General features: G+C 59.4%; 21 protein-coding genes and 2 pseudogenes. 14 read left to right on the top strand and 9 right to left on the bottom strand.

Going from position 1 to position 25237, the window contains the following annotated elements:
- The first annotated feature begins 22 nt into the window (after positions 1–22).
- Positions 23–1456, top strand: coding sequence for an aminotransferase-like domain-containing protein (locus CI15_RS26785; protein WP_062133666.1), 1434 nt, complete (start codon positions 23–25; stop codon positions 1454–1456).
- Here the strand turns inward: CI15_RS26785 and CI15_RS26790 are convergent.
- Positions 1453–2295, bottom strand: coding sequence for a helix-turn-helix transcriptional regulator (locus CI15_RS26790; protein ID WP_062133669.1), 843 nt, complete (start codon positions 2293–2295; stop codon positions 1453–1455). The genes CI15_RS26785 and CI15_RS26790 overlap by 4 nt on opposite strands.
- A gap of 104 nt (positions 2296–2399) precedes the next feature.
- Between CI15_RS26790 and CI15_RS26795 the strand changes: the two genes are divergently transcribed.
- Positions 2400–3287, top strand: a complete 888-nt coding sequence (locus CI15_RS26795) for an SDR family oxidoreductase (protein WP_062133671.1) — start codon at positions 2400–2402, stop codon at positions 3285–3287.
- A gap of 449 nt (positions 3288–3736) precedes the next feature.
- Here the strand turns inward: CI15_RS26795 and CI15_RS26800 are convergent, their stop codons facing one another.
- Together CI15_RS26800 and CI15_RS26805 are read right to left on the bottom strand one after the other, a co-directional pair.
- A complete protein-coding gene (locus tag CI15_RS26800) occupies positions 3737–4000 on the bottom strand; it encodes a hypothetical protein (protein ID WP_062134228.1) in 264 nt (87 codons plus the stop codon).
- A gap of 831 nt (positions 4001–4831) precedes the next feature.
- Positions 4832–5326: a YciE/YciF ferroxidase family protein gene (locus tag CI15_RS26805; RefSeq protein WP_062133674.1), complete on the bottom strand. Its 495-nt coding sequence runs from the start codon at positions 5324–5326 to the stop codon at positions 4832–4834.
- A 353-nt stretch (positions 5327–5679) separates the two neighbouring features.
- Between CI15_RS26805 and CI15_RS26810 the strand changes: the two genes are divergently transcribed.
- The 3 genes from CI15_RS26810 to CI15_RS26820 all read left to right on the top strand — a co-directional run bounded on the left by CI15_RS26810 (position 5680) and on the right by CI15_RS26820 (position 8212).
- Complete coding sequence (locus tag CI15_RS26810) at positions 5680–6555, top strand: manganese catalase family protein (RefSeq protein WP_062133677.1); 876 nt, start codon at positions 5680–5682, stop codon at positions 6553–6555.
- A 254-nt stretch (positions 6556–6809) separates the two neighbouring features.
- Positions 6810–7211 carry a phasin family protein gene (locus tag CI15_RS26815; RefSeq protein ID WP_062133680.1) on the top strand — a complete coding sequence of 134 codons (402 nt, stop codon included), beginning with the start codon at positions 6810–6812 and terminating at the stop codon, positions 7209–7211.
- Positions 7212–7456: 245 nt separating this feature from the next.
- Positions 7457–8212 carry an alpha/beta hydrolase family protein gene (locus CI15_RS26820; RefSeq protein WP_062133684.1) on the top strand — a complete coding sequence of 252 codons (756 nt, stop codon included), beginning with the start codon at positions 7457–7459 and terminating at the stop codon, positions 8210–8212.
- A gap of 244 nt (positions 8213–8456) precedes the next feature.
- On the opposite strand, the gene CI15_RS37395 is transcribed toward CI15_RS26820, so the two are convergent.
- Positions 8457–8630, bottom strand: coding sequence for a hypothetical protein (locus CI15_RS37395; RefSeq protein WP_162842064.1), 174 nt, complete (start codon positions 8628–8630; stop codon positions 8457–8459).
- A gap of 232 nt (positions 8631–8862) precedes the next feature.
- Between CI15_RS37395 and CI15_RS26825 the strand changes: the two genes are divergently transcribed.
- A complete protein-coding gene (locus tag CI15_RS26825; protein WP_062133687.1) occupies positions 8863–9327 on the top strand; it encodes a PRC-barrel domain-containing protein in 465 nt (154 codons plus the stop codon).
- Positions 9328–9533: 206 nt separating this feature from the next.
- On the opposite strand, the gene CI15_RS26830 is transcribed toward CI15_RS26825, so the two are convergent.
- From CI15_RS26830 to CI15_RS26840, 3 genes are all read right to left on the bottom strand, one after another.
- Positions 9534–10007: a PRC-barrel domain-containing protein gene (locus tag CI15_RS26830; protein ID WP_062133690.1), complete on the bottom strand. Its 474-nt coding sequence runs from the start codon at positions 10005–10007 to the stop codon at positions 9534–9536.
- Between the two features lie 121 nt (positions 10008–10128).
- Positions 10129–10581, bottom strand: coding sequence for a hypothetical protein (locus CI15_RS26835; protein WP_062133693.1), 453 nt, complete (start codon positions 10579–10581; stop codon positions 10129–10131).
- A 110-nt stretch (positions 10582–10691) separates the two neighbouring features.
- Positions 10692–11813 carry a sensor histidine kinase gene (locus CI15_RS26840; protein ID WP_062133696.1) on the bottom strand — a complete coding sequence of 374 codons (1122 nt, stop codon included), beginning with the start codon at positions 11811–11813 and terminating at the stop codon, positions 10692–10694.
- Positions 11814–11939: 126 nt separating this feature from the next.
- Here CI15_RS26840 and CI15_RS26845 point away from each other — a divergent pair, with 126 nt between their 5' ends.
- Both CI15_RS26845 and CI15_RS26850 read left to right on the top strand, forming a co-directional pair.
- Positions 11940–12320: a response regulator transcription factor gene (locus CI15_RS26845; RefSeq protein WP_062133699.1), complete on the top strand. Its 381-nt coding sequence runs from the start codon at positions 11940–11942 to the stop codon at positions 12318–12320.
- Between the two features lie 195 nt (positions 12321–12515).
- Positions 12516–12821: a hypothetical protein gene (locus tag CI15_RS26850; protein ID WP_063910574.1), complete on the top strand. Its 306-nt coding sequence runs from the start codon at positions 12516–12518 to the stop codon at positions 12819–12821.
- 83 nt (positions 12822–12904) lie between these two features.
- Here the strand turns inward: CI15_RS26850 and CI15_RS26855 are convergent, their stop codons facing one another.
- Complete coding sequence (locus CI15_RS26855; protein ID WP_062133702.1) at positions 12905–14734, bottom strand: ABC transporter ATP-binding protein; 1830 nt, start codon at positions 14732–14734, stop codon at positions 12905–12907.
- 163 nt (positions 14735–14897) lie between these two features.
- Positions 14898–15128 (bottom strand): hypothetical protein, encoded by a 231-nt coding sequence (locus tag CI15_RS26860; RefSeq protein WP_153041199.1) that lies wholly within the window; start codon positions 15126–15128, stop codon positions 14898–14900.
- Between the two features lie 1422 nt (positions 15129–16550).
- Between CI15_RS26860 and CI15_RS26870 the strand changes: the two genes are divergently transcribed.
- The 6 genes and pseudogenes from CI15_RS26870 to CI15_RS26895 all read left to right on the top strand — a co-directional run bounded on the left by CI15_RS26870 (position 16551) and on the right by CI15_RS26895 (position 25177).
- Positions 16551–17423 carry an endonuclease/exonuclease/phosphatase family protein gene (locus CI15_RS26870; RefSeq protein WP_062133710.1) on the top strand — a complete coding sequence of 291 codons (873 nt, stop codon included), beginning with the start codon at positions 16551–16553 and terminating at the stop codon, positions 17421–17423.
- Positions 17424–17562: 139 nt separating this feature from the next.
- A complete protein-coding gene (locus CI15_RS26875) occupies positions 17563–18348 on the top strand; it encodes a COG4705 family protein (protein ID WP_062133713.1) in 786 nt (261 codons plus the stop codon).
- Between the two features lie 486 nt (positions 18349–18834).
- Positions 18835–18942: pseudogene (locus CI15_RS38375) on the top strand (integrase core domain-containing protein); the annotation flags it as partial.
- 1698 nt (positions 18943–20640) lie between these two features.
- Positions 20641–21330: pseudogene (locus CI15_RS26885) on the top strand (sugar transferase); the annotation flags it as partial.
- Positions 21331–21419: 89 nt separating this feature from the next.
- Positions 21420–22544 (top strand): glycosyltransferase family 4 protein, encoded by a 1125-nt coding sequence (locus CI15_RS26890; protein ID WP_062133721.1) that lies wholly within the window; start codon positions 21420–21422, stop codon positions 22542–22544.
- A 368-nt stretch (positions 22545–22912) separates the two neighbouring features.
- Complete coding sequence (locus CI15_RS26895; RefSeq protein WP_062133725.1) at positions 22913–25177, top strand: polysaccharide biosynthesis tyrosine autokinase; 2265 nt, start codon at positions 22913–22915, stop codon at positions 25175–25177.
- Positions 25178–25237 lie beyond the last annotated feature (60 nt).

Here is a 25237-nt window from a genome sequence, read left to right on the forward strand (position 1 = left end):
TTACCCCGTCTTGAGCGCGCCCATGGACACGTCCACTTCGTACCGTTACGAGCAACTGGCCGAGCTCATCGTCGGCATGATCGACAAGGGGGCGCTCGCGCCAGGCATGCGGCTGCCATCGGTGCGCACAGTCAGCGAGCAGCATCGCATCAGCATTTCCACCGCGTTACAGGCGTATCGCCTGCTAGAGGATCGCGGTGTCCTCGTCGCGCGTCCGCAGTCGGGCTTTTACGTCGCGGCGGCGCGCCGCGGCGCACGCGCATTGCCGTCGGCATCGCGGCCGCGCGCGAGGGCGTCGACCGTCTCGATCAGCGGAGCCGTAGCGGCGTTGCTCGAACATGCGTCGAATTCGACCCTCGTGCCGCTGGGCTGCGCCGTACCCGACCCGGCGCTGCTGCAATCGAAGCGGCTCGACCTCGCGCTCGCGCGCGCCGCACGTCAAGACGGCACGCGCTACAACACCTATTGCGCACCCCAAGGCGAACCGCGCCTGCGCCGCGAGATTGCGAAGCGCGCGATGCGCGTCGGCCATGCGCTGTCGCCCGACGACGTGCTCGTGACGTGCGGCGCCACCGAGGCGCTCACGCTCGCGCTGACGACAGTCGCGAGGCGCGGCGACACGATCGCGATCGAATCACCCACCTACTTCGGGTTCCTGCATACCATCGAGATGCTGGGCCTCAAGGCATTCGAACTGCCGACTCACCCGACGCGCGGGATCGACGTCGGCGCAGTCGCGCGCCTGCTCGAAACGGAGCCGGTGGCGGCCTGCCTGCTGTCATCGAGCTTCAATAATCCGCTCGGCTCGATGATGGCCGAAGACGACAAACGCGCACTCCTCGCGGTGCTCGCGCGGCATGCCGTGCCGCTGATCGAAGACGACGTCTATGGCGACATTCACTTCGGACGCGAGCGGCCGAAGCCGTTCATCGCGCTCGACGGCGGCGCGAATACGATCTACTGCAGCTCGTTTTCGAAATCGCTGGCGCCCGGATACCGGGTCGGTTGGATCGCGGCGGGCGCCTATACGCAGCAAGTGATGGAGCGCAAGCTCGCGTTCAGCCTCTGCAGCCCGGTCTTGCCTCAGATCGCGCTCGCGGACTTCCTCGAGAGCGGCGCCTACGATTCACACCTGCGCCGCATCCGCCGGGTCTTCGAAGAAAACCTCGCGCACATGACTCGCACGATCGAGGCCAGCTTCCCGGCAGACACGAAAGTAAGCCGGCCAGCAGGCGGCTTCGTGCTGTGGCTCGAACTGCCACGACGCTTCGATTCGCGCGCGCTCTTCGACGAGGCGCTCGAGCAAGGCATCTGCTTCGCGCCCGGTGATGTATTTTCCGCGAGCCGGCGCTTTCGCAATTGCTTGCGCCTGAGCGCCGGGCATGCGTGGAACGACGACATGGAACAGGGAATTCGCCGCCTGGGCCGCTTGGCACGAACGCTGCTCGCGCGCTAGGCGTCGACCGGACTTTTGTCCATTGCAGCGACGGCGTTGCGAATGCGCTTTGCGATCCGCGCGTCGAGCGGTGTGTAGACGAGCATGCTGAGGTCTGGCCGACCATCGACGGCGAACAGTGAATATTCCATCTCGATGGCCCCGAACTGGGGATGCAGCAGGCGTTTCACGTGCTCGCCTTCGCTGTGGCCGAATACCTGGTTCTCGCGCCACATACGATCGAAGTCCGGGCTGGCGCGGCACAGATCATCCACCAGATCGCCCACTTCGGAAGCGAGCCCGGCGCGCGCAACGTCCGCGCGGAACGTCCCCACGACGAAGCGCGCGACGCTTTCCCAATCGTGCTGTTTTGCACGGACGGCCGGGTCGCCGAACAGGAAGCGCAGGATGTTGCGCTGGCCCGGCGGCAACGTGCCGTAGTCGGTGAGCACGACAGCCGCGGCACGATTCCACGCGATCACGTCCCACGTCGCGGTCTTGATGATCGACGGGCTGGCATCGAGCGAATCGAGCACGCGCTGCAAGCGCGGGTCTACTCCGTCCGAGGACTGGTAGCGCACTTCCGGCGGCCGCCCCAGGCCCAGCATGAAAAGATGTTCGCGCTCGGTATTCGTCAACATCAACGCCGCGCAGATGCGCTCCAGCACCGCCGCGGAAGGTGCGCCGCCGCGGCCCTGCTCGAGCCACGTGTACCACGTCGAGCTGATGTTCGCGCGCTGGGCCACTTCTTCCCGTCGCAGTCCGGGCGTACGCCTGCGGCCCGAAAAGCCGAAGCTGGCCGGATCGAGCCGGGTGCGGCGGCTGCGTAGAAAGTCGCCGAGGGATTGGGCGGTGTTCACGGGGATGAATAACCTGTTAGTCGCTTTACCGGGATAAGCTCACTACTTCAATAGCATATTGAATGATCGCATAGTGCATGGGTGCTTATCCTGGAGACTTGACCATGCGTATCTTTCTAACCGGCGCCACCGGGTTTATCGGCTCGGCTTTGGTGCCCGAACTTATCAAGGCTGGGCATCAGGTTATCGGCATGACCCGATCCGAGCAGGGCGCGGACGCGCTGAGCGCAGCGGGCGCGGAGGTCCATCGCGGCACGCTCGAAGACACCGACAGCCTGCGCAGCGGCGCCGCGAAGGCGGACGCCGTCATCCACCTTGCGTTCGATCATGATTTCTCGCACTTCTTGGAAAACTGCGAGAAGGACAAGCGCGCGATCGCAGCGCTAGGATCGGCGCTCGCGGGTTCCGATCGGCCGCTTCTCATCACGTCAGGTACGGGTGTCGGCAGCCGCGATGACGGACAACCGGCCACCGAGGACGTGTTCAACACTGGCCACCCGAACCCGCGCATCGGCTCGGAGCTAGCCGGCAACGCGCTGCTGGAGGCGGGCGTCAATGTGTCGGTGATGCGCCTGCCGCAAGTGCATAACCCGTTCCGGCAAGGCCTGATCACGCCGCTCATCGAGATCGCGCGGGAGAAAGGCGTGTGCGCCTATGTGGAGCAGGGTCGTCACCGCTGGCCGGCGGGGCATCTGTCGGACGTCGTGCGGCTGTACCGGCTCGCGATCGAGAGAGGCGAGCGCGGCGCGCGCTATCACGCGGTCGGTGAGGAAGGCGTCAGCGCTCGCGAGATTGCCGAGGCGCTGGGGCGTGGCCTGAAGTTGCCGGTGGTCTCGATCGCGCGCGACGAAGCCCAGGCGTACTTCGGGTGGATGGCGATGTTCGCCGCGCTCGATATGCCGGCATCGAGTGCGCAAACGCAGGCGCGTTTGGGCTGGCGACCGACGGGCCCGACGCTCCTGTCCGATCTGAACGAAGCGCGCTACGTCTAGCTGTCGACGTAACCGTCGCGGTCATTGTCAACCGGATGGCCCTTGCTTGGCGTCCGGCTGACGTACCGCGGCCAACGTATGAGTGGTGGTACTGGCGTGGTGACGAAAGCTCGGCATGGCCCATGCTGCGCTGCCGTTCACGTCGGTATTGGATCGGAGAGACAACACACGCCAACTTGAATGCGCGGGCTGCGCGACATGATCTAAGTGTGCCGTCCGGCCGGCGTGCTGACCCGTTATCAATTCACAAGGACGCCATTCGCAGCAAACCTGGTTGGACCGCTACGTCCTCCGACGCTCCTGCTGGCTTCATACACACGGGGCGCGCGCGAGCACAAGCTGAAAAGCGTCGCCATGCAGATTCACGCGATGCGCACGAGTCGCTGCGTAACATACCGGCTTGACCAGCATCGTGGTCGCCCATTGGCAGCGCGATTTGTCGCCCCTGTCTATTGTTTCATCCTGCCGGTCGCGTCGGTCCCCGACGCGCCCTGCGGTGACATTCCCTTTTCGCGTTGGTGCATCAAGGTTCCGCTAGCGGCCTTGCTGCTGCCGGCAGCCGCGGCTCGATCCATGCTGTGACTGCCGGTGCCGGGCTGCGCTTCCTGCTGGTCCTGCCCGGTGGGCTTGGCACTGTTGCTGTTTGTCTGCGCGAACACGCAGGTGCTGGCAATCAACGAAACCACGCTCAAAATCGTCGCTACCCGCTTCATGATCGTCTCCGGTCCGGTGGCGCTATGCGCGCCGATGCCGCGCCTACGCCGCAGCATGCGTCATACCCGACTCCTGCATACAACCCGATTTTGCTGCTCGCGAGGTGCGAGACAAGGCAGATTGCCCGTCGTCGTCACTGAGGCAGAACTCGTCAGCTGCGTGATTGCGTAAGTGGTGCTGCTGTTATATCGGACGCGTCATCGTTCTTGGTGAGCGTTCGGCTGGATCTGATGGCAACCGTTGTCGCGGTCGACGGCGGCGAATTCGTCACGAGCCGGCCACGTCGCGTGGGTCGTAACAGGTGTTCTCGTCGTTGGGTGGTTCCACGCTGCTCGGCTCCGACACGGTATGCGAATTGCGGGCACGAACATACGGATTAGCGCCGTCCGGCGTTGACCGATTCGTACTTGAGGGGACTGCCATGCGAGTTGCGACGAAAGGGGTTTTGATTTCTGTGCTTCTGGTTGGAATATCGGGTAACGTTTTTGCCCAAGGCGCAGGCGGCGGTGCCGCTGGAGGACAAGGCGGTACGGGAATGAGCAAGCCGAATTCTGGCGGATCGACCGATACGGTTTCGGGCGCGTCAGGGGCTAATACGATGGCACCGGCAACAACGGGTTCGCACAAGAAGATGCACAAGAAGGCGGGGTCCGCCACGCCTTCGTCGGCTACCGACCCTGCCTCGGGTGGAAGCTGAGCGATAGGATTCCGGACGCCGGGCGACCTCGAGTCCGGAGGGCCTCAGGGGCGGAGGACCGCGCCTGAGGACAACGGGTGTTACGACGTGGCCCCGTGCCGTAGAGGACGGCCGCTTCCAGATGCATCAAGGGCTAATGAGCCATCGCTTCTTCGACTATGGTTCCTTGCGCCAACACCGTCAGCTTTTCATCGGCGGCCTTTTCTTCCTTCAGCGTATCGAGCAACAGCTTCTGGGCGGCAGACTCGCCCAGCTTTTCGGCCAGCGCAGCGAGCGTTCCGTAGGTCGCGATTTCATAATGCTCGACCTTTTGAGCGGCTCCGATGAGAGCGAGGTCGAGAATGGGCCCTTTTTCCATTTCCTCAATCACCTCGCCTCCTTCCTCGACAAGCCCTTCCATCGCGGCGCACTTGATTCGCTTCAGTTTGATACCGCAGGACTCGACAACCTGGTCGATTCTCGCGACCTGCCCGTGCGTTTCCTCCAGATGCATTTCGAACAGCGCTTTCAATTCGGGGCTGGTCGAGGCGCGCGCCAGTTTCGGGAGCGCTTTGGTCAGCTGCTTTTCCGCGCTGTAGACGTCGGACAGCGAGTGAATAAACAGGTCTTTCACAGTCTTTGCGGTCATGATTTGCTCTCTCGTAAGGGGTAGAAAACAGAGAAGAGAATCCGGCGGTGCACCAGACGACCCACAGATATCTCGACGCTATCGACGCGCAACGGCTATTCCCGAAGTCCTCACCCTCCAGAAAATAATTTCGAGCCGTACACGTTGTTTCGGGAACGCGACATGCGGAACAAGGACGCAGTCTCCCTGCCCATGTGCGGTGCGTTTGCCGCCCCTCGCCAGAACTCATCCTTCTGAGACCTCCGTTGTGAAAGCGGTGCGCGACAGCATCGCCGCTTTCACGACTTCCGAATCCTGTTGCCTGGCGTTATAGACGGTGCTCCGTCATTGCCGGGCTCTTAAAGGAGAACACCATGTTTGTCCATAACAAGCGCCTCCAATACACGGTGCGTGTTTCCGCGCCTAATCCCGGCCTCGCAAATCTGCTGCTCGAGCAATTTGGCGGACCACAAGGTGAGCTCGGCGCGGCATGCCGGTATTTCACTCAGGCTGTGGGCGAAGATGACCCTGGTCGCAAGGACCTCCTGTTCGACATTGCAACGGAAGAACTCAGCCATCTGGAAATCGTCGGGTCCATCGTCGCGATGCTGAACAAGGGGGCAAAGGGTCAGCTAGCGGAAGCGGTTGAAAGTGAAGCTGAGCTCTATCGCGGCATGACCGGCGGTGGCAACGACTCCCATATCACAGCGCTACTGTATGGGGGCGGCCCGGCACTCACCAATTCCGCTGGGGTTCCGTGGTCAGCAGCCTATGTCGATACCATCGGTGAGCCCACCGCAGACCTTCGATCCAATATTGCGGCGGAAGCGCGGGCCAAGATTGTGTACGAACGGCTAATTAACGTGACCGATGACCCCGCCATCAAGGAAACGCTGGGCTTTCTGATGACGCGGGAAATCGCCCATCAGAAGTCGTTCGAAAAAGCGCTCCATTCCATCCAGCCGAATTTCCCTCAGGGAAAGCTTCCCGGTGTCCCGGAATTTACAAGCGTCTATTACAAAATGTCCGCAAGTGATGGAGCTCCGCGAGGTCCGTGGAATGAGGGGCCCGAGTGGGAATTCGTCGAAGCGCCGAAACCGGCTGTGGACGGTGGCGACGGCACGGCAACCGTGAACGTGACGGCCGACGAAGCCGAGGTTCTTCGAGCCATGGCTTCGCGTACGGCGTCGGACACTTCCTCTGACCCGATGACTGGCGCTGACCTCGGTGTGGGAGAAGCCGTGAAGTGAGAGTCGCAGGGGCTCAAAACAGGAGCCCCATTCTCTGGATTTTCCTCTACTTCGTTCTGCTGATAATAAATTGACCGAGAAAATCGGGCTTGTTGTTATCGCGAGGCTAAATGATTAGGGCACGATTGACTTCAGGAATAATGCGCCTACAATGAATTTTGTTGCGCCGCAGCAATTGGCCGTTGGCCCATGACCCGTGCTCCTGAATCCGTTCAGGGTCCTTGCACCGGTCGTCTTCCCTATCTGGAGCATTCATGAGCACACTTATCCCCCAGCGTCTGGTAGACGCACAAAATACCGGTATCCAGCAGCTATTTGCCTTCTCGAGCACCGCATTTGACGGCTTGGAAAAATTGACACAGCTAAATCTTCAGGTAGTCAAAGCGACGCTCGCTGAAAACGAGGCTCTGATGGCCAAGGCGTTGTCCGCGAAACCTGAGGAGCTGATTGCGCTGTCGACCAGCCTCGTGAAGCCCACTGCGGAAAAACTCACGGCGTACAGCCGCCACGTCTACGAAATCATGTCAGGTGTTCAGAGTGCATTAACTGCCACCGCGCCGTCTCAATACCAGCAGCATGCGCGTGATGCGCAGGGTTTCGTCGAGAGTCTCACGAAGAGCGCCTCCCTCGGAACGAACATTGTCGAGGCCGAATAGACATAGATTGACGGACCGGTTTCGTCGCGTTGCACGCGGTCTCCAGGCTCCATGGGACGCGGCGTGATTTACGGAATGAGTCGGAGCGCTGGTTCCCGGCTCTATCCCGCACTTTCTGCTGATTCTGCTCCCCCTTGACGGTGCCTCATTGGTCGCAACCCTCGGGGGACATTTTTCTCCGCAACGCTCATCTGGCAATTTGTGATGGTGTGCGGCGAACCCTATAGCGGCGTCTGGGAGATTCGATGGAAAAACTTGAATTAACGCCGCCCCCAGCGATACTTTTTGCGCTGGAACCCCTTCGTGCGATGGCGGACTACGTTGCAAGTCTTGCTCCCGCCTCCCAGCCTTTGCCACAAGGCGACGGCCATCCTGTGATCGTTTTTCCAGGTCTGGGCGTCAGCGGATATGCGACCGAAGGCTTGCGAGAAAGGCTCAAAGAGCTGAATTACGAAGTCCATGACTGGGAGCAGGGCGTCAACCAGTGGCCCGATACCGAATTCGACGGTTTTCTCGACCTGTTAAGCGAGCAGTTGAAGCGTATCCATAGCCAAAATGGTCGCCCCATTTCATTAATCGGCTGGAGCCTTGGCGGAGTGTACGCCCGCGAACTCGCGAAGACGCATCCGAAGCTGGTGAGACAGGCCATCACCCTCGCGACGCCGTTTGCGGACCAGCCAAACTCGACCCACGCCGGTTGGCTTTTCACGCTCCTGAATGGCGGAGTGTCACCGATGGATGAGGCGCTTCTCAGGCGATTGAGTATCGACCCTGCGGTCCCTTGTACGTCGGTATATTCGCCATCCGATGGTGTCGTCGGTTGGGCAGGATGTGTCGGGACAGAGTCCGAATATCATCGGAACATCGAAGTGGACAACGTAAGTCACTGGGGCATGCTTCACAATCCAGAGGTGCTTCGTGTCGTGGCGCGCCTCCTTGCCGAGCATCGTCGCGGTACATTTCGCACGTTGCTCGATACCTGCGTCACCAAATTGTTATAGACAAAAGGATGGCGGTCCGCACGAGGACCACTATCGACGGGTTGTGTGGGTCGATCCGATTCTTCACTTCTCGCAACTTACGCAAGCTCACAGTCTACGTAGACGATGAACTTCCATGGACTCATCTGTGCGAATTCCTCGGTCGAGGCGGATACGGTCATGCATCCGCCAGGCAAAGCTACCGAGCGCTCGTCAGTGCGGTTTCTTGGGATGTCGGTACACGCAGGCACTCATCTGGGTGTGATTACTGCGGACTAGCTCCGTCCTCGTCGACTTCGTCGCCGTCCTCTGACGCAATCCGGGTGGTTCCTCCTGTCGAGGGCGGGTCGCTCGCCGGGAAGGTGTCTTCTACCGCCTTGTCGACATCCTCTTCGGACTTGTCACTTGCGGGGTTGTGCTGCTTCGGGTCGGTAGCCATCTGAGTCTCCGGTGGGGTGGAATGACTTGATACGAGCAAGGGGTATTCCGCGAGCCGGGGTGCGCACAATTTTCTTGCGATGCTGCGATGAACGTGTACCCGTCACGCTGACCTGCCTCGCGACGCGAGTCCGGTCGTCAAGGTATTGCCCGAGTCCCTGCGCCAAGCAATGTCCGCGTGGGCATATTCGTTGCGCTGATGAAGTTTTCCCCCTGACAATCCGGAGAACGTCATGAGCACATTCGACCCACCAGGGAGCGCACCTGGCAGCGGCGCGCAAATCGTCGGCAGTGGTACCGGTGACGGACCCGGTTCCGACGTGATGGCTGCAGCGACACTTAAGGGGACGACCGTCATTTCGTCAGATGGTGCGGACGTCGGCAAGATTTCCGACATCATGCTCGACGTGCGAAGCGGCAGGATTGCATACGCGGTGCTCTCCGAGGGCGGATTTCTCGGGATGGGCACAAGCCTGCACGCGATTCCGTGGAACGCGTTGACGCTCGATACCGACGCGGAGTGCTTCCACGTCAGCATCGCCGCACAGCGAATCAAGGACGACCCAGGTTTTGACAAGGATCATTGGCCCTCAATGGCGGACGCCTCGTGGGGTGCCACCGTCCATCAGTACTACAACCGCGACCCTTACTGGTCGGGTGTGAGGAACGTGGAGGACTCAGGGTCGAGCAACTTCTGACGTGTCGCGCTCGCAGGGGCGTTCGCGACGACTTTCTCAGGTCCGCTGGCGTAGCCACAGCGAATCCAAATTTTCGTCGCCCTTTAGGGAGCCGTATTGTCGCGTCTTCTGCTGAAGCGGGTACGCCACCGCAGTGAGACGCGGTGGCGCAGACACCAGAGCGACAGATTAGCTGTCGGCGTGGCGCGGCTTGGCCGTCCTTCTTTTTAGTGTTCGCTCGGCCTGATGCTCGAGTCGTCTTCGACTACTTCGCGGGTCGCCGACCAGTACGGGTCCCGGTTGTAGTAGGTATGCATCGACATTCCCCACTTTGCGTCCGCCATGACGGGCCAGTGGTCCTTGTCAAAACCGGGGTCGTCCTTCAGGCGTTGGGCGGTAATGTCGACGAAGAAGCATTTCTGATCTGTGTCGAGAGTCAGTGCACTCCATGGGATGGCGTGCAGATTGGCCCCCATGCCGAGGAATCCTCCCTCCGCCAGCACTGCGTAGGCAATGCGTCCGCTTCGGACGTCCAGCATGATGTCTGAAATTTTCCCCACATGTTCGCCGTCGGAAGACATCACCTTGGTTCCGTCCAGCGTGGCTGCGGCCATGATGTCCGGTCCCGGTCCTTCCCCCATGCCGCCGCCTACAATATTGGCCCCGCCCTGGGTGCCACCTTGCGGGTTGATTGAGCCCATGATTCACCTCCTTGAAAAGGGTGCCTCTGGAACGCGCAAGCGGCATACCCGGGTGGGGGATGAGCAAGGGGTGTGACCACCTGTCATCACGGCGTCGGAAAATTTCGGGTTGCGAATCAAATCACGATTCCTGGCTGCGGCAGACCTTCCGGTTGGGTGAAAAGCGCCAATGGCCGGCCGCGTCTTTTACCGCGAGCGCGCCGTAGTCGTAAAGCACCTCGGAAGCGGCGGCGGGTCTCAGGCCAGTTGTGTCCTCAATCACTAGAAGCGTACGCGAGGTTGTGTCGACGCTCACGGAAGTCGCAGTGTCGGCGCTGATACCCAAATCTTCCGTCTCCGGGTTGTATCGGTTCGCGCCTGCGCCCGGACGCTCGCCGTGCGCGGCATACTCCGCGGACTCGTGGAGGCGCCAGTCCAGTTCTGGAGTGTTGACAGAAACAGGCGTCGCCGGGGCGCATTTTCCTGCCTGATATAAATGTCCATGGTCCGGGCTTAGCCCCAGTGCCCGCAGCGCGCGAAGCGCCTCATCGCCGTCATGATATGAACCGAACAGCGCAACGATGACTTGTGGCATGCGGTTCCTCCATAGGTCATCAGCTGATACGCACTCAAATGCGCAAGGGCTATACCTGGCGAGCGCATTGGCGCCTTGTGTCGGATCCATGCGTGGCACGGGCATGCGCGCTACTGACCGCGCGGCAGGCGCACAGCGAATATGGTTTCTGTCCCGTCGGACCGCGCCTCGATCTCGCCCCCATGAGCCTTGGCAATCTCGCGCGCGATATACAGTCCGAGCCCCAGACTGCCGTCGGGGTTATATGAACCTTCCTGATTCAAGCCACGCTGAAGTGGGTCAAAGATCCGATCCAGCGTGATTCGCTCGATGGCCGGCCCGTAGTTCCTGACCTCGAAGCGAACATCCCGCGCGTCGCCAGTCACCACCACTCGCACCGGCGCATCGGGCGCGCCGTACTTGATTGCATTCAAAACCAGATTGCCGAGTAACTGCTGCAGACGGCGGCCGTCCCAAACGCCTCGACAGTCACCCACCACGTCGAGATCGACCCGACGGTCTGGGTGCGCTGCCCGTAACTGGTCGAGTTCGTCGGCAAGTAGTTTCTGCAGGTCGCCATCGGTCGGCGCGATATTGATACCCAAACCCAGCCTGGTTCGATTGAAATCAAGCATATCGCTCAGAAGAGCCTGCATGCGACCGCCGCTTCTGATCAAACGGGATGCGGCTCCCGATATCTGCTCCCCGGCGTTCAGCGCTGCCAGATATTGGGCCGTCATCAGGATGGTCTGGAGCGGGCTGCGCATATCGTGCCCGAGCATGCCAAGAAAAAGATTCCGAGCCTGGTCTACCTGCGCGCTGAAATGACCGACCGATTCCGCAAGTGCCTGGTCGATGGCCTCGTTGAACCGGATGACATCATCCGGATGTGGGGATTCAGGCTGGCAGTCGTCCATCCAGAGGCGCAGAACGCTCGCTCGCAGGGCGCGGTATTCGGCGGCCAACTGGTTGATGTCAAAGCCGCCTCGCGCCCGCAACAGCGCGTGCGTTTGCGCGGCTGTCGCTGGAGCGCCGGCACGAACCGGGGCACGGCCCAATGACTTTTCGGTTTGCGCGTCCCTCGTCTGGACCGTCGTCAGATCCTTCGCTACAGCTTGCAGAATCTGTTGCGCATGGTCTCGCAGAGCCAGCGATTGCATGTTAGCGGCTGCCGGAAACAGGGTCGCTGCAAACGCCTCCCATTGCGCCAGGATCGTTTCCATGTCGCGGAGGATGAAGTCAGCCAATCGCATGTTCGCCCTCGAAGAAGGGAAAAATCCGTATGGAGTATTCGCTGAATTTATATTAGCTGAAATTATCCGCTTTGATTCTATCGGGTCCCTAAATTGCGCGACATTAGGGGCAACCTAGAGGAATCTATGTCCACTGCCAAAGCGGAGCGCTTACTCATCGCGGACGACGACGCGGATCTCGTCGAAGCCTACGTGTTGTTCTTCGAAGCATCCGGCTACATCGTCCAGACGGCCGTGGACGGTGCAGGCGCGCTCGCCGCGTACTATGCCTGGCATCCTGCCGTGGTGATACTCGATATCCAGATGCCTCGCGTGGACGGACACGCGGTGGCGAAAGAGATCCGACGCATGGGTTTCACCCCCCGCCCGTTTCTGCTGGCGGTGACCGCACTGAGCGCGGCCGCAGAAAAAGCCGAATCGTTCAAGGCTGGTTTCGATCATCATTTTGTAAAACCGGCGCGGCTACCGGTCATTCTGGCTGCAATAGCGTCCCGCCCAATCATTTGAGGCCGGAGGTCCTACGAAGAAGAAATCGACAGCGGCGTCGAGCGACCCACGCATTCTGTAAGCGCCATTGTCGGCCCGGTATAGACGGTCGTCGCCACGGGCCAATGTTCGCGCAATCGTACGAAATATTGGGTTCGCTGACGCCACGTTGCAGCCCTGCGAGTGATTGTGTGAAAACGGAAAGGGAGAACTGAAATGCCGAAGAAAGCTATCTCCGGCGCCGCGATGGCGCTGGGTCGGGTGACCTACATGTTGGAGCTGGTAAGGGGCAGTTCGCACATTGCCAGTACGCGCAAACCTGAGACATTGAACCATGCTATCGCAGAGGTGCTCGAAGAGTTCAGCCGGTTGCACGGCGTGCCGGCGTTGGGCGTTTTCCGGGAACTGCTCGCGCAGGACGTCGAGCGACGGGGGAATCAGGGTGCGGCGTCCGCCATACGCATTTTTCGACTCGAGAGCGTGGACGAAGACAGCCGCGATTCCGTATCGAAATCAGCCTGAAAAGGTTCTGGTTCGCTGCGCGAGTGAACAATGCTATCGCGAGGAAGCCCGAATGAATGCTGCATTGACGGGTCGCTCCCGCGTCAGGATACCTCTGGCGCGGCGAACCGCCTGCGCTGTCCCGCTAGAGTGTCGCGATAGATCCCCGGGACGGCCGCCAGCTCCGTCGGCGAGCCGTCCTGAACGACGCGCCCTCGATTGATCACGACGATGCGATCGAAGGTCTGCAAGGTGGAGAGTCGGTGGGCAATGGCGATGACGGTGCGGTTTTGCATCAACCGCTCAAGGGCTGATTGGATCGCGAGTTCTGAAACCGTGTCGAGCGCTGAAGTGGCTTCATCGAGCAGAAGGATCGGCGAGTCCTTGAGAGCAGCACGCGCGATGGCAATTCTCTGGCGTTGACCGCCCGACAACTTTGCGCCGCGATCGCCGGCTACAGTGTTGAGGCCCCCGGGCATCGCGGCGAGGAAGTCCGCGCAGTTTGCGTCCTCGCACGCGCGGCGAACATCGGCTTCCGTCGCGTCAGGGACACCATAGCGGATGTTTTCCAGCAGGGATCGATGAAACAGGGACGCGTCCTGCGGCACGATTGAAATCGCCGATTGCAGGCTATGCAGCGTCACACGCGAGATGTCCTGCCCCGAAATCCTCACGCTGCCTGTCTGCGGTTCGTAAAAGTGCTGGATCAAAGCGAAGATGGTCGATTTTCCGGAGCCTGACGGACCGATCAGACCCACCCGCTCGCCAGCGCGAATATGCAGGTTGAATTCGCTGAGCACCGGCCGGCGCCCGGAATAGGCGAAGGACACGTTATCGAAGTCCACGGTGGGCCGTTCGATCCGCAGAGGCTGCGTATCGCTGCGCTCTGGCATCTCATGCGGGACAAGCAGAGTCTGCGTCGCCTCGCCCAGACGTGCAATATGCTGGGTGAGGTCGACGAGCGCGACCGCCAGGTCCCGGGTGCCGTGGAGGATTGCAAAACCGAGCGAGCTAACGAGCACGACCTCACCGGTGGTGGCACGTCCCTGGTTCCACAACCAGAGTGTCCACCCCAAAAGGCCTGCGGAGAAGAGCGCGGTGGTAGCGGAGTGCAGTAGCCGCAGTTTTTCGAGGTACAGCAGGCTTTGCGTGCGCGCCGCGCTCTCGGTGTGCAGATGTGCGTCGAGCCGTTGACACTCCAGCGGCACGGAAGAAAACGCGCGTACCAGCCCCATGTTGCCGATCACGTCCACGAGTTCGCCGTCCACCGATGCGGCACGCGCGGCGAATGCCTGGTGGCGCGCCGTTCCTTTGTTCGCAAGCCGGAAGAGCCACAACGCGAGCCCGACGGAGACGGTGACAAGCGCGAGGCTCATCGGCACACTGACCACGGCGACCATGGCGATGGCGCCCGCCATGGTCAGACACGGTGGCAGTGCGGTCCACGCGACGGTGTTCTCCACCGTATAGACGGCGTTCGCCATGGCCGACACCCGGCTGGACAGGACACCAGGCTGCTTGTCCGCAAAGAATGCCGGAGCGTGTGCCGACAGGTAGGCGAACATCTCGTTGCGGACATCACCCGTTACGCCGACGAACGCGCGTGCGGCGGTCCAGCCGCCGATTCGCCAGAACAGATTGTCCGCCAGAATCAGTATTACCAGAATCATGAAAGCGCGAATCACGGTCTCCGGATGCGCACGTCCGGCGGGCAGTGCATCGATCAGGTTCTTGATACCGTATTGCGATGCCAGCGCGCACCCCACGGCGATCAGGACGCTCGCAAGCACTACGACATGCGCCAACTTGCGACGACCTACATAGCGCCAAAGGAGGCGGGTCGGCCTGCCCGCATATCTCGAGATTTCACGTGAGCGCCGACGACGGCGCACGCGTCCAGCGCGGCTATTGTCAGCATCATCTGCGAGTTGCATTGCTTGGCTCCGTGGCGGAGACGGAGTGATCACCTGGTAGCGGGCGACAATTGCGATCGCCGGCGACAAAGAGAATGTGATGGTTCGCTCCCGAAATCCATTACCGCAACCGTCGTGCCACGCGAATAAGATCGACTATCGGGCGAGAAAGGCGATCCATCGTCTAGAGCAGACCTGTGGCGATCGCTCTTGCGTCCTCCAGTTGTTGAAGAAGCTGGAAACGGTTTGCCGGCTCCACGTTCTGGTTGCGTTCAATCTCTGTGCGCAACGCATCGATTTCGCCTTCAATCGCGGCTAGCCATGCTTGCCGACTTTCCTCTGGCATCCCTGCGGTTTCACGTGCGGCGTTGGCGAGGCGTGCTGACAGATTGCTGAGTTGCGCTTCGTACATCATGTGTCTCCATTCAAGCTGTCCGGAAGAACACACCCCTCAGCGCAGGTGGGGCGAGCGCTCAATTGCGGCCTCGGGGCGGTTCACGTTCTCGTATCTGTTGAGTAGCCCCATCATAACGTCGTCATCCCAGATCAACTGGACTGCAATGTGTGCAGCAATATTTGGTCCCAAGGGACACCCTGGAAAATACGCCAGAGCAGCGATGCGAGTCGTGGCGATAACTGCAATACACACGAACGAGTGGAGAGGCCAGCGACAGCCAAGCGTTTCGCCACCTTGTGACTTTCGAGTGAACGGATAGTGCAGACTTCTCGGAGCAGACACACTGCGAGAAGATTTGCCACCGGCCAGCCGGGCGGTGCTAGCTGGCACCGGGTTGGTCTGGTTAAATACGGCCAGCAATCTCGTGGCGCCCGAAACACGCCTGAAATCGGGTTCGCCAGATCGGCTCGCCTATGACATGCGACTGATCATGTTGCGATATCAACGCGATGGGGCCGCTGCGACGGCTGCGCAGGTCGAGCGCCCGACGTCGCTTCTCGGCCGGCAGCCATGGTCGCGCCGGGACTTTGCGAAGGCCTGCGCCGCAGCGTGGACGAAAGAATGAGAACGGTGTTGCCGGCTACACACTGGGGGCGGGGTGCTGTCGTACACCGTTATGCACGGCGGACGCATCGCGGACCGACTGACCCGGTTTGGATGCTGAATGGTGCGGATCAATGTGGTGTGAATGATCGTCGGCTACCAGACGGTGCGAGGACCGATGATCGTGGCGTGACATACCGTTCGCATGCAATGGCTGCGGGTGACGCAGATCTTCTCGTTGGCGAGCAGAACTGTGCCCCGCGTATTTTGCTGGCGGATGTCCGGGACGATGGCTGACGACCGAACGCAGGTTGTCGCGCCGACGAAACACCTCCTGGCGCCTATCGCCGTGACTGTAGAAATGACGATAGCGTCGCCCGTCCGGCCCCTTTGCCCAGATGTATGTGCTTCCTCCGACGAACACGATATCGGCGTTCGACGCTGCCGAGATATACATGTCGTTGGTTTCCGGAATCACCTCCTCCACGACTACCGGCCTCGCGGTAACGACAGCCCGGGAGGGCGGTGCTGTCACAACCGCAGTGGCCTGTGGAGCGTGAGAAACCGGTCGAACAGCGATCTGTGGCTGTCCAGTCGTGGTGCATCCGGACAAATAGAGTGCAGTCGTGATCCCAACGATCGATGCAGCAAATCTCATATCTTTCAAACGGTGCTCCGTTTCGACGGGTGTGTGCGTCGAGATAACGGCCGATTGAAAGAAAACTTTATGGGAAGGCGCCGGCGGTGGAAACTTCTGGCGGAATGGGCCGCCCCACTGATTCATCGCGCGATAGGGCGCAGCGATAAACTGTAGTCGGCTCTTCTAAGGAGACCCTCATGAAGCTCGTCGACTGGAACATGCAGTGGGGTTGCGGCGTTGACGGCCGCGTCGACCTTGGCCGGATCGTGCAGGAAGCACGCGCGTTGTGCGACTTCGACGTCCTGTGTCTGCAGGAAGTCACGCGCGGTTTCAACGAAGAACCGGCGGCCGGCGGGTTGAAAGGCGGGCCATCGGTCGATCAGTTCGCGAAGCTTGCCGCTTTGCTGCCGGACATGACGGTATTCGACGCGATCGGCTCCGATCTTCCTTCACTGGGCGCGAGCCGTCATCGGCGCCAGTTCGGCAATGCGATCGCGACCCGCTTGCCGGTCCGCCAGGTGCTTCGACATTCGCTGCCGTGGCCTGCCGACCCGGCCACGCCGTCGATGCTTCGCGTCGCGCTCGAAGCGGTGCTCGAAGCCGACATCGGTCCATTGCGCGTCATCAGCACGCACCTGGAGTTTTATTCGGAAAAGCAGCGACTCGCGCAAGTAGCGAGACTGCGGGAACTGCACCAGGAGGCGTGCGCTCACGCACGCTTTCCCGCCCGCGCCGAAAGACCGGACAGCCCGTTTGCCGATACGGCGCGTCCGATCAGCGCAATTCTCTGTGGCGACTTCAACAGCGCGTTCGAAGACGCCGCCTATTGCGGGATCCTTGAACCGATTGCCGACGCTCCAGCTTTCGTCGACGCGTGGGCCTGCGTGCATTCTGGCGAGCCGCGTGCCGCGACGGTCGGCCTATACGATCATGAGCAATGGCCCGAAGGACCATTCGCGTGCGATTTCGTTTTCGTCACGCAAGATTTGACCGCACGCATTGCATCGTGCGAGGTGGATCCGCACAGCCGCTCGTCCGATCATCAGCCTATGTGGCTGGAGCTGCGTTGAAGAGTCCGGGAAATACCGCCCCGTTGCTCGCCCAGGAAAATCTGACCGCCGTGATTCTGTGGATGCTTAAGGTGCTGTTAAGCGTTGCTCTGCGATGGTTGAGCCCTTGTTCAAACCACGAGACTAGTGAGCACGTCACATGAATAGCAATCCGTCACGAACTCGCGCGCATGCAGTCAGCAAGGTCCCGCAGATCACGCTGGGATTCTGGATCATCAAGATCGCCGCCACGACGCTGGGTGAAACGGGCGGCGATTGGGTCACCATGTCGCTCAAACTCGGTTATCTGATCGGCTCGGCAATATTTGCGGTTATTTTCATCGGGCTGGTCGCGGGACAGATCAGGGCGCCGCGCTTTCATCCCGTTCTCTATTGGTCGACCATCGTCGCAACCACCACGCTCGGTACCACGATGGCGGACTTTTTCGATCGCTCCGTTGGCATCGGCTATCCCGGCGGTGTAGCCCTTGTTTTCGCGCTTCTGCTGACGAGCCTGGCCGTCTGGTACAAAACGGAAGGGACCGTGGCAGTGCAAAGCGTGACCACGGCGAAAGCCGAGTGGTTCTATTGGGTGACGATCCTCTTTTCGCAAACACTAGGTACGGCGTTGGGCGATTGGGTGGCGGGATCGGACGAAGGGGGGCTCGGGCTTGGCTATGAGATTGGCGCTCTGATCTTCGGCGCGGGGTTGCTGATCGTCGGCGCACTCTATTACTGGTCGCGAATCTCGCGCACCGCTATTTTCTGGGCCGCATTCATCTTGACGCGACCGCTCGGCGCGACTCTGGGGGACTTGCTGGACAAACCCGTTTCTCAAGGTGGCCTGGAGGTCAGCCGGCTCTATGCGTCGTTGATCCTGGTGGCGTTCATGGTCCTCTGTGTGGCTTTCATACCGCAGCGTCCTGCCGGAAGAGCGATACAGTAGGTGGATCACGGCGTTGCGGAAGTTCGGGAATAGTCATTGCGTCGATCTGTCGATAGCAGACCCGCGAGACGTTCCTTCAATCGAGGCTGACATGAAGAATCCCTGGACGATGAAGAACCCGTTCATGAGCATGTGGTTGAGTGGCGCCAATACCGTCGCGAATTCCGCGCGAGTACGAACGACAGCCGCAAGCAAGCGCGCGGCTGCTGCGTTCTGGACCGCCGCGCTCACACCACCGAAGCCGAAGAAACGAAGGAAGACACAGCGGTGAGCAGAGTCGTCCGCCGCAGGACGGATCTGCTGCTTAAGGCATCTTGACGAGCGATGGGCGCGGTGACAGCAGGACTTCGATCAAATTCAACGTGCTCTTAGCGAAGAGCTCGGGAGTCCATCGTTCGATGCTTTCCCGTGAGCGAATCCCAAATCTATGCCGCGACTGTGAATCGCTGCCAGGCAGCCGCGTCTTTTCGCTCAACTCTGCTCACGTGGGCTTACGACTACAAGGTGCAGATCGACTTCAGCCGTCCGGACAGGCTGACCGATAACAGCTTCATCGAGACGTTCAATGGTTCATTCCGGGACGAATGTCTGAACGATCAGCAGACCCGCACCAAAGCGTCGGTGCACGCTATTTCTGGTCACGGCTGTGACGCACCGCTATTTTCTTGGCAGCGTTCATCCTCACGCGCCCGCCAGGCGCGACCTTGGAGGACTTGCTGGACAAACCCGCTTCTCAAGGTCACCTCGAGATCAGCCGGCCGTACGCCTCGTTAAACCTCATTGCGTTCATCGCCGCCTGCGTGATCGTGCTACCGCAGCGGCCCGCGGTGCGAACGATGCGGTAGCGAGCGGACAAACGAGGAGCCCGTTCCCGAAATCTGGAATGCCATCTTTTCTTGCCATGCCGGGGCGTTCGGCTTGGTGATGACGACGGGTCATGCGTGTCGCCTGGGGTCAAATGCCTAGGGGCGTTCAAAGAGGCCAGCGGCGATTTCTCATCGCTCAATGAGTCGGCCAAAGCGCACGCACTCGCGGCCCCTTTCTCCGACATCGGTCAGTAGTGCGGTTTCTGTCCGAAAACGCAGTACAATTAAACCGCTTGATTTCGCCGAAGCTCCTTGACAAAAACTGCATCGATTCGATACGTCGAGCCCGGCGGTTTTTCAGTTCGTCAGCAATGCACAGAGGTTGTAGAACAAAGATATAAGTGATTAACAAAAAACTAAGAGAGTCTTCCTTTGCTTCCCGGCGCTGAATTGTCGAGCGTAGCTTTGGCTGGCTCAACCGTTTAACGCATGTTGCCAGTGTATTAAACGGTTTCGCGAAGATCGGAGGGTTGATGGTAACTATTCTGACACATGCGGCGTGCCTCTTGATCGGCGTCGCTATTGGTGTGTTTGCGTGTGCACTTTGCGTGGCGCGTGCAAGAGAGTCGACTGACGATAGCCAGGAGCTATCTAGCAAGCAGGAGCAAACCCAAATGGGAAAATGACTGGAAGCGTGACATTGACTGGCATCAAGTAAAACGGGGCGGAAGGGTAATGGCGATGGTGGTGGATCGAGCAGACCGCAGATCCACCGCATGCTCGGCGCAGTGCTGCGATGCTGACGAGTTTGTAGCGACGGAATCGATATCAATAGAATCTTCGGATCATAAGACAGCAGCCTTTCCGCGTTCGAGAATTGTCGATCTAGGTAAACCCGATTAGTTGTAAATCACCAGCGATCACCTGCAAAGGTGACGATCAACGTTGCATCAGAAGAGCCCATGCTATTGCATAGCGTGGAGGTCGATGCCGTGGGCCCTTGCGCGCAGCGGCCGTGGGCGCTATTTGTGTTATTGCTTTCGCCCCAAAGTCAACTGATGGTCTGCACCGGTTAGTTAACCTGCAGATAGCTGAGCCAAACCATACGAGTCAAGTATTCGAGTCTCAGCACCGCCTCTTTAACTCGTGGCTCGCGGTTCTCATTCCCACTTGAAGCATCTTGCTTTTAGGCGGCATCTCATTCGAGTTTGGCGCGCATCCATGGGTAAGACTGCTATGACGATATTCTACCGAGCGGGAATATCTACCTTCAATGTGCGGTAGCGCGCATTAGTGAATGCCGTCGGTCGCCGATACTTGACCCCTGGAATGACCAGTGCCGGCCTGCGCAGTTTCATTCCATCCTATCCGAAAAGATTGCGACGTTTCCTTTCAAGGCCTACCTTTCGTCCCTTGGAAGGCCGATTACGACCATATAGGAGACAACATGTTCGATTCCGACGCCGCCCGGGAACAGGGAGTAAAAGGCGCGTGCATCCATGTCAAGTCACAGCGCTATGCTTCGGATGAATCAAATTCCGCAAACGTAAAACCCCGATTAAATTGGCGCGGTAACGCAGCGAAGAGGACCATGGATGTCTGTGGAGCGTCCGTTCTCCTTTTCCTGCTCTTCCCAGTTTTTGTCATCATTGCGCTGCTGGTCAAGCGCGATCACGGAAATGCCTTATATGGTCACCCGCGGATTGGCCGAGGAGGGCGAACGTTCAAGTGCCTGAAATTCCGTTCAATGGTAATGGATTCAGATGCGGTCCTTGCCAAACTGCTGGCGACAGATTCGCAAGCTCGGGCGGAATGGGACCGCGATTTCAAACTGAAAAATGATATTCGTGTGACACCCGTTGGCCGATTTTTGCGAAAAACCAGCCTCGATGAGCTACCGCAGCTCTGGAATGTATTGCGCGGCGATATGAGCCTGGTTGGCCCGCGCCCGATCGTACAAAAGGAACTGGTGCGCTATGGTCACAATGTTCATTATTACCTTGCTTTAAAGCCAGGGATCACGGGCTTGTGGCAGGTCAGCGGCCGCAATGATGTCGACTATCCGACCCGTGTTTCGCTTGACGTCAAATACGCAACGAATCGCTCGCTGGCATTTGATGTGTGGATTCTGCTGCGAACCGTCAGAGTCGTATTCGCCAAAGACGGCGCCTACTGACCTGCCCGGTTCCTTTTCATATCGGCGCGACCGCCAAGACCGATCGGCGACGTGTTCCGCTAGGGTTCATCCATTCCGAGACGTACGTTATGAAAGTCGCCCACGTGATTGAATCGACCGCAACGGGAACGCTTGCAGTTGTAAGTACTCTTGCCACGCGCCTCGCCAAGGAAGGTCACGAGGTTTATGTGATTTATTCAGTGCGCGACGAAACGCCGAAGAATTTACGTGCGATGTTTCATCGTGATGTCATATTGCAATATGTCCAGATGAAAGGACCCCCTGTGACAAGCATTATGACGGAGTTGCGTAAGCAAATCATTCACTTGAAACCGGACGTCGTGCACATGCACTCGTCATTCGCTGGTTTCCTCGGGCGAGTGTCAACTTTGTTCGCGCTGCCGGAAACGGCCTTCCTATATAGCCCACATTGCATCTCTTTTATGCGGACGGACGTTGGCGAGGTAAAGCGCTATTGTTTCGCTGCTCTGGAATGGCTCGCCGGCTTGAAGAATTGCGCCTACGTTGGTTGTTCGGAGAGCGAATGCTCCGCCATTCGCCGTTACCTTCGACGAGAGGCAGTGTTGGTGGAGAATGCGATCGACTGCGCAGTCGCTTTCCCGCCTGAAAATCGTCAACCTGGCACGATTCAAGACCGGTCGAAAAAGAGGCCACGAATCGTGACGGTCGGCGGCATTCGTGTGCAAAAGAATCCTCGGTTATTTGCTGAGATTGCCCGTTCTTTCGAGCGCGAAGACGTCGATTTCCTGTGGATAGGCGACGGTGACGCATCTCTGAGAAGGACACTTGAAGACGCCGGCGTGCGTGTGACAGGTTGGCTCACGCGTGCTGATGCTATCGATGCGGTCGCGCACGCGGATATCTATCTGTCGACTGCTTCGTGGGAAGGTATGCCGGTCTCGCTGATAGAAGCAATGGCGCTCGGCACGCCCGTCGTGGCCTCAGAGTGCGCTGGCAATATCGATACCGTTCATCATGATTCTACCGGTGTCCTATACCGGACGGCGCCGCAGGCGACCGCGCTTATTTCAAGGATCTTGAGGGACGATGGTTTCCGGAAAAATCTATCGCGACGCGCTCAGCAGGAAGCTAGCAGCAGATTCAGTGAGGATCGTTTCTTCGCCAACATGGTGCGGCTTTATTCGGTGCAGCTGAACCGTATTCGTAACGCCCATCCGGTGCTCAGCGATTGACTCACCACGGAGTTCAGAAGCAAGACGAATCTTCGGGCGCGTTGTGAGGCAGTACCAGCAAGATCTGCGGAAATCTTTATGAAGTTTGCCATCGGCACCGAGAAGTTGTGCGGCAGCGTACATAGCGTGCGGTGGGTATTGGATAGCCTGATGGATTGATGGGTGAATAGACTGTTTGCTGTTCCTGAGCGCGGCAGGTAACCGTTCAAGGCCGAGCAGTGTTGGCTTGTTCGTCTACGGCACGCCATGACACTCCCGGTGCCCGAGGGCGCCGGTGAGGCTCTCAGTCTTAAGAAGCGATTGGGCACGCGGCTTACGTGGCTCACCCAATCAAAGGTCTGACTTTTCATACACCGGCTGGAGTTTCGATGAACCAGAGCCATTCGTTTGGGAATGCCACTGTTATCCGAAGTGAGGATGTCAGTCTTTCGCGCTATGTCGACGTGCTCGTGGCGAACCGCTGGCTGGTCGGTGGCATTGCCAGCGGCGTACTCGTCCTCGGTATCGCCTATGCATTTCTCGCGCCGCCTGTGTATCAGGCCAATATCCTCATTCAGGTTGAAGACACGATGGCGGCCAATGCCGCCAAAAGTCCATTGGGCGACGTGTCCAGCATGTTCGACGTCAAGACAGAAGCCACAGGTGAAATGGAAATCCTCCAGTCGAGAATGGTGATTGGAAGAGCCGTTGATGAACTGGGGCTCGATATCGACGCAAAGCCGCGGCGCCTTCCGCTGATCGGAGACTGGCTGGCTCGGCACGCCAAAAAGATGTCCGAACCGGCCATCCTCAAAGGAAGCGGATATGCGTGGGGCGACGAGTCGTTGAAAGTCGCCAGCTTCGACGTTCCTGAATTTTTGGAGGGTGAGAAGTTCATCGTCACTGCGCTAGGCAATGGCCGTTACCGACTTGAACAGTCCAACCTCGATAAGGCGGTCGAAGGACGCGTGGGTGAAACGCTCCAGGTGAATCATGCCGAGGGTCTGGTCAAGCTCAGCATTGATTCGCTCAACGCGAGGCCCGGCACCGAGTTCACGCTGAGAAAAGAGAACCGCGAAAAAACCGTCGAACGCCTGCAAGACAGGCTTAAGATCGCGCAGAAAGGTAGCAAGGACAGCGGCATCATCGCCGCTTCCCTGACGGGATCAGACCGGTTGTTGACCGCGCAAACACTGGCTGAGATTGGCCATGTTTATGTTGACCAGAATGTAAAGCGGAAGGCGGAAGAGGCCGAAAAGTCGCTCGCATTTCTAAGCGATCTGCTGCCTCAACTCAAGGCCGATCTCGAGCGCGCCGAAGACCGGTACAACGAGATGCGCAACCGGAAGGGCGTGTTTGATCTCAGCGAGCAGGGCAAGGCTTATCTGGATCAGAGCGTTGCTGCGCAGCGCAACCTGCTCGAATTGAAGCAAAAGCGCGCGCAACTGAGCGCGATCTACGCGCCGGGCCATCCCGCGATCCAGGCGGTCGACCACGAAATCGCAATGGTGAGCGACTCGCTCGAAACGATGTCCCAGCAGCAGCACGGGCTTCCTGATCTGGAACAGAACGCGGTGCGCCTTACCCGTGACGTGACTGTCGACAATGAGCTTTACGTCGGCATGTTGAACAACATGCAGCAGCTCAAGCTGGTGCGCGCCGGTAAAGTGGGAACGGTCCGGATGATCGATAGCCCCGTGGCGTCGAAGTACCCGATCAGGCCGGACAAGCTTTTCATCATTGTCTGCGCGGGGTTGGGCGGGTTGTTTCTCGGTGTAGTCGCCGCTTTCGCGCGCCACGTGCTCTATCGGGGCGTGACGGATGCGCAGGAGATCGAGGAACAAACTGGCTTGAACGTTTATGCGAATGTGCCGCTGTCGCAGGTGAACGTCGCGCGAATTGGCAAGGCGCCTAGCCTGACTGACGATAAGGGGTTCCTGCTTGCGAGCGAGTTCCCGCGCGACGCATCAATCGAAAGTTTGCGCCGGCTGAGAACGGCACTGCATTTCGCCATGTGCGAATCGGAGTTGGGCAACAATCGTGTGTTGCTGACTGGCCCGACAGAACATGTGGGCAAGTCGTTCCTTTCGGCGAACCTGGCGGCAGTGGTCGCCACGGGTGGAAAGCGGGTACTGTTGATCGACGCGGACCTGCGCAGAGGTCATCTCGAACGATACTATGGCGTCGATTCGCAACCAGGTTTGGCTGACTACCTGTCGTCGGACGAAATGCCGGAGTCGGACATCATCCGTGAGGTGCGGCCAGGCCTCGATTTCGTCCCACGTGGAGCCATACCGGAGAATCCTGCCGAACTGCTGCTGACGAAGCGCATGCAGCAATTTCTGGCGAAGACGAATGAATACGACATTGTGCTGATCGACACTCCGCCGGTCCTTGCCGTGTCGGACGCTGCGGCGCTCGCGAATTGCTGCGGCACCGTCATGCTCGTGACGCGCTTTGAAACGACGTCAATTGCAGAGGTCGTGGAGGCGGTGAAGCAACTCAAGCAGGCGAATGCCCACGTGAAGGGTGTGATCTTGAACGGCATCGACATGGATATCTATCGCTATACGCGGACCGCGCGCGCCGGCCTGTATCGCAATGCCTCCTATCTCGAGGCTTTGCCTCCCAAAGCGGAAACGCCCAAGGGCTAGCTGTGAGTCGGGGAATATTGTGGCAGCGATAGCAAGCGCCCAGTTCGAGCTTACAGGGGT

This window comes from Paraburkholderia monticola (genome assembly GCF_001580545.1).
Lineage (GTDB): Bacteria > Pseudomonadota > Gammaproteobacteria > Burkholderiales > Burkholderiaceae > Paraburkholderia > Paraburkholderia monticola.

Coding starts and splice junctions, on each gene's coding strand:
- CI15_RS26800 (WP_062134228.1), bottom strand. CDS start 4,000: ATGAAGCGGGTAGCGACGATTTTGAGCGTGGTTTCGTTGATTGCCAGC.
- CI15_RS26840 (WP_062133696.1), bottom strand. CDS start 11,813: ATGCGATTGGCTGACTTCATCCTCCGCGACATGGAAACGATCCTGGCG.
- CI15_RS26835 (WP_062133693.1), bottom strand. CDS start 10,581: ATGCCACAAGTCATCGTTGCGCTGTTCGGTTCATATCATGACGGCGAT.
- CI15_RS26870 (WP_062133710.1), top strand. CDS start 16,551: ATGAAGCTCGTCGACTGGAACATGCAGTGGGGTTGCGGCGTTGACGGC.
- CI15_RS26860 (WP_153041199.1), bottom strand. CDS start 15,128: ATGATGTACGAAGCGCAACTCAGCAATCTGTCAGCACGCCTCGCCAAC.
- CI15_RS37395 (WP_162842064.1), bottom strand. CDS start 8,630: ATGGCTACCGACCCGAAGCAGCACAACCCCGCAAGTGACAAGTCCGAA.
- CI15_RS26825 (WP_062133687.1), top strand. CDS start 8,863: ATGAGCACATTCGACCCACCAGGGAGCGCACCTGGCAGCGGCGCGCAA.
- CI15_RS26895 (WP_062133725.1), top strand. CDS start 22,913: ATGAACCAGAGCCATTCGTTTGGGAATGCCACTGTTATCCGAAGTGAG.
- CI15_RS26805 (WP_062133674.1), bottom strand. CDS start 5,326: ATGACCGCAAAGACTGTGAAAGACCTGTTTATTCACTCGCTGTCCGAC.
- CI15_RS26785 (WP_062133666.1), top strand. CDS start 23: ATGGACACGTCCACTTCGTACCGTTACGAGCAACTGGCCGAGCTCATC.
- CI15_RS26855 (WP_062133702.1), bottom strand. CDS start 14,734: ATGCAACTCGCAGATGATGCTGACAATAGCCGCGCTGGACGCGTGCGC.
- CI15_RS26820 (WP_062133684.1), top strand. CDS start 7,457: ATGGAAAAACTTGAATTAACGCCGCCCCCAGCGATACTTTTTGCGCTG.
- CI15_RS26830 (WP_062133690.1), bottom strand. CDS start 10,007: ATGGGCTCAATCAACCCGCAAGGTGGCACCCAGGGCGGGGCCAATATT.
- CI15_RS26795 (WP_062133671.1), top strand. CDS start 2,400: ATGCGTATCTTTCTAACCGGCGCCACCGGGTTTATCGGCTCGGCTTTG.
- CI15_RS26890 (WP_062133721.1), top strand. CDS start 21,420: ATGAAAGTCGCCCACGTGATTGAATCGACCGCAACGGGAACGCTTGCA.
- CI15_RS26845 (WP_062133699.1), top strand. CDS start 11,940: ATGTCCACTGCCAAAGCGGAGCGCTTACTCATCGCGGACGACGACGCG.
- CI15_RS26815 (WP_062133680.1), top strand. CDS start 6,810: ATGAGCACACTTATCCCCCAGCGTCTGGTAGACGCACAAAATACCGGT.
- CI15_RS26875 (WP_062133713.1), top strand. CDS start 17,563: ATGAATAGCAATCCGTCACGAACTCGCGCGCATGCAGTCAGCAAGGTC.
- CI15_RS26850 (WP_063910574.1), top strand. CDS start 12,516: ATGCCGAAGAAAGCTATCTCCGGCGCCGCGATGGCGCTGGGTCGGGTG.
- CI15_RS26810 (WP_062133677.1), top strand. CDS start 5,680: ATGTTTGTCCATAACAAGCGCCTCCAATACACGGTGCGTGTTTCCGCG.